This window comes from Pseudomonas sp. PAGU 2196 (assembly GCF_022179005.1).
In the GTDB taxonomy this organism is placed as follows: domain Bacteria; phylum Pseudomonadota; class Gammaproteobacteria; order Pseudomonadales; family Pseudomonadaceae; genus Aquipseudomonas; species Aquipseudomonas kermanshahensis.
Genome location: NZ_BNTL01000033.1, coordinates 43152 through 51331 on the forward strand (window position 1 = coordinate 43152; position 8180 = coordinate 51331).

The following is an 8180-nucleotide window of genomic DNA, read 5'->3' on the forward strand; positions in this document are numbered from 1 at the left end:
CCAACGAGAACGCAACAGATGTCCATGCCATTGCCCAGTGCGCTCAACCCGCTTGCCAAAGCCTTACTGATTCGTCATTCCCTTCGCCCCCAGCGTGCGCTGTCACGCATTGGCCTGGGCCTGGCGCTGTCCTCTGCGCTGGTTGCACAGGTGCAGGCACAGGAATGGACCCTGGATATTCCCGCGCAGTCGATGAACTCGGCGCTGCAGGCGCTGGCCAAGCAGACGGATACGCAGTTGTTGTACAGCCCACAAGATATCAGCGGGCTGCGTTCTTCGGCACTGAAGGGGCGCCATGACCTGGCGTCATCGCTGCGCATCCTGTTGCAAGGGACGGGGTTGAGGTACCAGATCGATGGCAACTCGGCAACGGTGACAGCGAGTTCGGCCGCAAAGGAAGGCCAGGTCGAGCTTTCGGCGACCAACGTCAATAGCGTGGGCCTCGGCGCTACTACCGAAGGCACCGGTTCGTACACCACAGGTATCACCAGTACAGCCACGAAGATGAACCTGTCGCTTCGTGAAACGCCTCAATCGGTCACCGTGATGACGCGTCAACGCATGGATGATCAACACCTCAGCGCCATCACCGATGTGCTCAAAGAGACCCCAGGGATCACCATGTCCCAGGATGGCGGGGAGCGCTTCAACATCTACTCTCGCGGGAGTGCCATCGATACCTACCAGTTCGACGGCGTCAATACCAGCCAGGAAAACCAGACGCGCAACATGCCCAGCACGCTGCTGGACATGGCCTTGTATGACCGGGTCGAGATCGTCCGTGGCGCCACGGGCCTGATGACCGGTGCCGGCGAGCCTGGCGGCGTGATCAACTTGATCCGCAAGAAGCCGACCCGCGAGTTCAAATCCTATGTCAAGGGCAGTGTTGGATCCTGGGATAACTACCGCAGCGAAGTCGATGTCTCTGGCCCACTGACAGAAACAGGTAACGTCCGAGGGCGCATGGTTGCGGCCAAGCAAGACAACCACACGTTCATGGACTGGTATGACCAGAAGCGGGAAATCCTCTACGGCGTCGTTGAAGCCGACCTGACCGACACAACCCTCGTGCGTTTTGGTGTCGACTACCAGAAGTACAAATCGACGGGCGCGCCGGGTGTCCCGCTGCTGTTCACCAATGGCAAGCAAACCGATTTCTCGCGATCCACCAGCTCCGGCGCTCGGTGGATGTACGATGATTTCGAGACCATGAACTACACGGCGACCTTGGAGCAGCAGTTGGTCAACGACTGGAAGCTCAGGGTGGTGGCCAATTACATGGACGTCGATCGCGATGCTGACCTGGGCTGGTACCGCAGCACGTCCGGGGTCACGTACTTGAACGAGGAAACCGGCGCTGCAAGCGCCGAGCGGGCAAAGATTTCCGCCGATCAAACCCAGAAGGGCTTGGACGTCAACCTCGCCGGTACTTACGAACTGTTCGGCCGTTCCCACGATTTGGTCGTGGGGTACAACTATTCCGAATATGAAAACGACCACCACTCGCAGACCGGTGGTATCGCCACGTTCAATTTCTACACCTGGGATAACTACCTGGCCCGCGATGGCTACCGGCCCTCTCTGATTTTCAACATCAAGACACGACAAAGCGGTTACTTCGTGGCCAACCGTTTCAACATTACCGATGACCTGCACCTGCTGCTGGGTGCACGGGTTTCGCAATACACTTACGACTCCGACCTGACCTCGCTGATTGCCAACACCAACACGGTCAGCAAGATGCGTGAAACCGGCCAGGTAACCCCCTATGCCGGTGTGGTCTACGACCTGACCCCTGAACAGTCTGTCTATGTCAGCTATACCGACATCTTCAAGCCGCAGACGTCGATGGACAAAGACGGCAAGGTACTCGAGCCTGTGGTCGGCAAGAACTACGAATTGGGTTGGAAAGGCGAGTTCTTCGATGGCCGCCTGAATACCAGCGCCGCCGTGTTCATGGTAGAGCGGGACAACTTCGCCGAAATTGATCCGGGCCAACTCACACCGACCAATGGCCAGGCGTATCGTGCCGTAGACGGCGCGAAAACCAAAGGCTTCGAGTTTGAAATCGCGGGTGAGATCGCGCCTGGCTGGAATGTCCAAACCGGCTACAGCCATGCCCGTACCGAGAACGCCGACGGCGACCGTCTGACGACCCAATTGCCCATGGACACGTTCCGCCTGTGGAGCACTTATCGCCTCCAGGGCAACTGGGACAAGTTGACCGTAGGCGGCGGCGTCAACTGGGATTCCAGCAAAGCGTTGACGTTCACCAACTTCAACAATGCCAAGGTCAAGGATGACGACTATGCCGTGGCCAGCCTGATGGCGCGTTACCAGGTCACTGACCACTTGGCGGCAACGCTGAATGTGAACAACCTGTTCGACGAAAAGTACTACTCCGGCATGGCCGGCAGTTATGGCCACTATGGTGCACCGCGTAATGCCACGCTCGACCTGCGCTACGACTTCTGATGGCGTTCATCTAGCCAGGCGGGTCTAGCCGGCCACGGTGCATACGACAGGCCTGTTGAAAACGGCGCTTCCCTAACCGGAGCGCCGTTTTTTCATGCCCAGCCTTTGCGAAGGCGAGCGCCATTTACGCCTGCATACAAAAAGGGGCTATCCCGTACGGATAGCCCCTCTTGGTACTTCTACAAGGCCGTTGTTACGCGACCGTATCCACCTCCCTCAACTTAGCCACCAGGCTCTCGATCACCTCTGCATGCTTGAGGATGTCATAGTGGCCAGCTGAGACAGCGTTGCTTTCAGCATAGGCATGGGTCCAGGCAGGGCTCACGCTGCCGCCTGCCCACCAGCACGATGCCAATGCCTGGGTGGCCGGAAGCGGCTCGACCCCTTGCGACAACACCTTCAGCCGCATGGCAACGATGAATGTATGAGCCAATTCAGCGCTGCCGACTTCGGCAAACGCTGACTGCCCACCCTGCATCGCGCAGACTTCGTCGATCACCTGCTCCAGCATTGCAGTTGCAGTACCGGCTGGCACTGAGCCAATAGCCAGTTGTTCCTTGGGTACGCCCAACACGACACCCAGGAAGCCGCGTAGGTCATCGCTCCAGTCACCTTGCACGTCATTTGGCTCGGTCCCCGGCATGAAGCTGTCGACCAGCCCGAGCAACGATACCTGCTGGCCCTGGCTTTCCAGTTCCTGGGCCACCAGCACGGCCAGCGTCCCCCCCAACGACCAACCCAGCAGGCGGTAAGGCCCTTCGGGCTGCTTCTGGCGGATGTACTGGGCGTAATCGATGGCCATCGACTGAAGCGAATCGTCCACCCAGTCACGGTCGAGCAGCATTCGGCATTGCACACCGTATACGCTGCAGCGCCCCTCCAGGCGTCGGGCCAGTGGTTCATAATCGAACACCGTACCAAAGCCCGCGTGCAGGCAGAACAGGGGGGCCACATCGGGCACCCGGCTGTTGAGCAGCAACAAAGGATCGAGGCTTTCATCGGCGGCGGCATAGCCACTGAGTTCACCGATGGTCGGTTTAGCCATGACGTCCCGCAGTTTCAGCTCTATCGGAATATCATCGCTGGCGCGGACCTTCGACAACATCTTGAGCACCCGCAGCGAGTCACCGCCAAGCTCGAAGAAGTTGTCGTCCACACCCACACTTTGCACGCCCAGCACCTCTTGCCAGATGTTCACCAAGGCCTGCTCCACGGCATTGCGCGGTGCAATCCGCTGCCGCTGTGCTGCAAATTCAGGGGCAGGCAATGCATTGCGATCGATTTTGCCATTAGGTGTGAGCGGCAGCGTCGGCAACAGCACCAACTGCGCAGGCACCATGTAGTCAGGCAGCTCGGCGCGCAGAGCCTCACGCAGATGCATCGCATCGGTTGCGGCCGTACCGGTGACCACATACCCGACCAGCTGTTTGCCGGCAGCGCCCTCACGCGCCACGACTACGGCATCCCTGACATCGGCCAGGTTACGCAAGCGCGCTTCGATCTCGCCCGGTTCGATACGGAAGCCGCGCACCTTCAGCTGGCTGTCCAGGCGCCCAATGAAATCGATCACCCCGTCGGCACGGCGGCGCACGCGGTCCCCCGTCCGATACAGGCGCGCCCCTTCGGCGAAGGGGTCGGCCACGAAACGCTCGGCCGTCAGGGCACTGCGCTGGTGGTAACCCCGCGCCACACCCTCGCCCCCGATGTACAACTCACCCGCGACACCCTCTGGCAGCGGGTTGAGGTCATCATCGAGTACATGCAACGTGCGCTGGCCGACCCGATCACCGATCGGCGCATACACCGCCTCGCAACGCTGCTGTGCCGATACCTTCCACAGCATCGGCGTCACTACCGTTTCTGTAGGCCCATAACCATTGGTCAAGTACTGCGGTTGCAAGGTGCGCTTGACCAATTCGAACAAGGCATCGGGTACCGCATCCCCGCCGAAGCAATAGATGCGTACCGCAGGTGGCGCCTCTGGCTGACTCTCGGCGAACTCGGCCAACTGCTGCAGGTAGGCAGGCGGGAAGCACGCAATATCGATGCTTTGTGCCTGCAGCACCTGCCAGGTTTCTTCCGCGGTCCACAAGCGGTTCTCGCGAACCACCAGGCAACCACCGGAGGACAGGGTGGAAAGCCACCGTTCCTGGGCTCCGTCGAAGGCAAACGACATGAACAACAACTCGCGCGTGGCCTCGTCCATCTCATACAACTGGGCGATGGCCTGGCAGTGCATGCGGATTTGCCCATGGCTTACCGCCACACCTTTCGGCTTGCCGGTAGAGCCAGAGGTGTAGATCAGGTAAGCGAGGTTGTCTTCCTGTACCTGAAGCTGAGGTGCAGTCGACGGCAGCTGCGACAGCGACAACTGGTCCAGTGCCACCACGTGTTGTACGTCACCCAAACGCTCACGCAGGCTGCTGCTGGTCAGCAGCAGGTGCATGTGCGAATCCTCCACGATCCACTGCAGACGTTCCTGCGGGTAGTCAATGTCCAGTGGTACATAAGCCGCGCCGGTTTTCATCACTGCCAGGAAGGCCACGATCGTCTCGACCGAGCGCTCCAGCGCAACCCCCACCGTCGCTTCAGGCTGCGCGCCCAGGCCGATCAAATGGTGCGCAAGGCGGTTGGCGCGTTCGTCCAGTTGCGCATACGTCAGTTGCTGCCCAGCACACATGACAGCCACAGCTTGCGGCCTGGCTACCGCGTGTTGGGCAATGCGCTCAGCCAGCAACGGCAGGCCCTGTTGCTTAGGTTGCAGTTGGTTGCGCTCGCGTGCCTTGAGCGACTGCATCGGCGTGAGCATGTCCAGGCTGCCTATCGCTGCGTTCGGGTTATACAGTATGCCGGTGAGCAAGCGCTCAAAGCTGCCGCGGATCATGTCCGTTGCCGCATGAGTCAAGCGGTTTCGCAGGTACAGGAACTCGACGGACAAGGTCTCGCCCAGGTGCACGGCGAGGTCCATGGCATAGTTGGTCACGTCACGGCTACTGACTTCACCGAACCGCAGCGTGCCAGCCCCTTCCTCGCGCAGACGCTCATCCACTGGATAGTTCTCGAAGACCACGATGCTGTCGAACAGCGGTTGCCCCGCGCGCCCTGCCCAACGCTGTACGTCAGACAAGGCAGCATGTTCATGGTCTCGCAGTTCCAGGTTGTAGGCCTGAAGCTGACGTACCCACTCACCGACAACGTGATGAGGTTGTGCTGACTGCACCACTGGCAAGGTATTGATGAACAGCCCGAGCATCTCATCGGCGCCGGCCAAACCTGCTGGCCGCCCAGCTACCGTGGCCCCGAAGCACACCGTGGATTGACCGGTATAGCGCTGCAAGAGCAACAGCCAAGTGGCCTGAATCAAGGTGTTCGGGGTGACGCGCAGACGCTGTGCCTGTTCGCGTAAACGGGAGGTCTGCTGGCGGTCCCATTTCAGATACAGGGCATCATGGCCAACCTGCTTGGCATCAGGCTGTGGCGCTATGCTGCCCGCCAGCAGCGTCGGGCTTTCCAGCCCTTGCAACTTACTGCTCCAGAACGTCTCGAGCGCGCTTTGCGGCTGCTCGCCCAGCCAACGGATGTAGTCAGCGAAGCGGCCGAGCGGCGCCTTGGCAGCATGACCGTGGTAATGCTGCAGCACCTCGCCCAGCAGGCGTGAGTTGCTCCAGCCATCCATCAGGATGTGATGGCGTGTCCAGATCAGGTGCAAGCGTGCGTCTTCGAGCTTGACCAATGTCAACCTCATCAGCGGTGCAGCCATCAGGTCAAAGCCTTCTGCCGCCTCCCTTGCAGCCAAGTCTTGCAATGCCTGAGCGGTATCATCACGGCCGCGCCAGTCAAGCACTTGCACAGGCAGGGTGGCGTGGCGATGGACCACTTGCAGCGGCTGGTCTGCTTTGGCAGACAACCAGAAGCCGGTACGCAGGATGTCATGGCGCGCAATCACATGGTTCCAGGCCGCGATGAAACGCTCGACTTCAAGGCCTTCGACTTCTACTGCGGTCTGATTGATGTAGAGCGCGGCTTCCGAGCCCTGCAGCGTGTGGAAGAGCATGCCCTGCTGCATCGGGGATAGCGGGTAGAGATCGGCAATGTCCGCAGCTGCAACCGGCAAGCTGTCCAGCTGAGCCTGGGTAAGGCCCGCCAATGGGAAGTCCGATGGTGTGACACCTCGATGGGACGGTTCGCAGCAGTGGGCCACCAACGCTCTCAACTCATCGGCATACGCGTCCGCCAGCTGCTTGAGTGTCGCCTCGTCGAACCGCTCGCGGCTGAAGCTCCAGCTCACCTTCAATTCGCCGCCATACACCTGGCTGTTCACTGTCAGCAAGCTGGGCAATGGCGCGTCTGCGTCCTGGTTAGCACCCGCGTACTCCTTGGCAGGCACGAACAGGCTCGACTCGCCGTCAAAGCTACCGTCGAACTGCCCCAGGTAGTTGAACACGATTTCCCCCTGGGGCAGCGCCGCGAGCACATCACGCGCGTTGTCCCCGCCCAGGTATCGCAGCAGACCATACCCGACCCCTTTATTGGGTACTGCGCGCAATTGCTCCTTGATGGCCTTGATCGAGTCGCCCAGGCCAGCGTGAGGGCGCAAGGTGATCGGATACATGCTGGTAAACCAGCCTACCGTGCGGCTCAGGTCGATGCCATCGAACAGGTCTTCCCGACCATGGCCTTCCAGGCGCACCAACACTTCCGGGCGCCCCGTCCAACGGCCCACTACCCTGGCCAGCGCAGTCAGCAGCAAGTCGTTGATCTGTGTGCGATAGGCCACCGGGGCTTGCTGAAGCAGTTGCCGCGTGGTCTCGCGGTCCAATTTAGTGCTGACCGACGCCGCATGTTTGAGCAGGTTTTCGCCCTGCGGGTAGTCACACGGCAGCGCGTCATTGGCGCCCTGCAGTTGTGTTTGCCAGAAGCCCAGCTCGGCCTGCAACTCAGGGCTGGTGGCATGACGCTGTACATGCTCCGCCCAGACTTTGAACGCGCAGGTCTTGGCCGGCAAGCGCAGCGCATTACCGGCCCGCAGTGCTTGGTATGCCTGTTGCAAATCCTCCAACAGCACCCGCCACGACACACCATCCACAACCAGGTGGTGGATCACCAGCAGCACGCGTTGGCTGCCATCGGCGAGGTTAGCCAGCACCGCCCGCACCAGCGGGCCCTGCTCCAGGCTCAAGCTGCGCTGGGCTTCTTCGACAAGAGGCTGAAGGTCGTCTGCATTGACGGCTGAGCGCGTCCACAGTTGATGGGGTAGCGCTTCGCGGAACTCGGCTTGCCAGGCGCCACCCTTCGACTCGAAGCGCAAGCGCAGTACATCATGGTGCTCGACCAGTGCGAGCAAAGCTGCGTCCAGCGTATCCGAGTCCAGTCGTTCACTCGGTGTCAGCAGTACCGACTGGTTCCAGTGGTGTCGTTGAGGAATATCCGCCTCGAAGAACCAGTGCTGAATCGGTATCAGCGGCGTGACGCCGGTTACCGGCCCTTGATCGATGACAGCACTCGCCGCGCGGCGGGCCACGGCTGCCAGGCCTTGAACTGTTTGAACCTGGAACAATTCCTTGGGTGTGAACTGGATGTTTTGCAGGCGTGCGCGACTGACCACCTGCAGCGACACGATAGAGTCGCCCCCCAACTCGAAGAAGTTGTCACTCAAGCCGACGCGTTCCAACCTGAGTACATCTGCCCAGATCGCCGCGATCTGC

The 8180-nt window shown here is 60.5% G+C and carries 2 protein-coding genes; one reads left to right on the forward strand and one right to left on the reverse strand.

Translation table 11 applies throughout. The annotated features are described in order from the left end of the window. Positions 1-18 precede the first annotated feature (18 nt). On the forward strand, positions 19-2475 hold the full coding sequence (locus MFF34_RS24695; protein WP_238217037.1) for a TonB-dependent receptor: 2457 nt from the start codon (positions 19-21) through the stop codon (positions 2473-2475). Between the two features lie 193 nt (positions 2476-2668). On the opposite strand, the gene MFF34_RS24700 is transcribed toward MFF34_RS24695, so the two are convergent. Further along, positions 2669-8180 (reverse strand): non-ribosomal peptide synthetase (locus tag MFF34_RS24700; RefSeq protein WP_238217039.1); only part of this gene is annotated, 5512 nt, incomplete at its 5' end.

Excerpts from the sequence above, each read along its gene's own strand:
- MFF34_RS24695 (WP_238217037.1), top strand. The coding sequence starts at position 19 with ATGTCCATGCCATTGCCCAGTGCGCTCAACCCGCTTGCCAAAGCCTTA.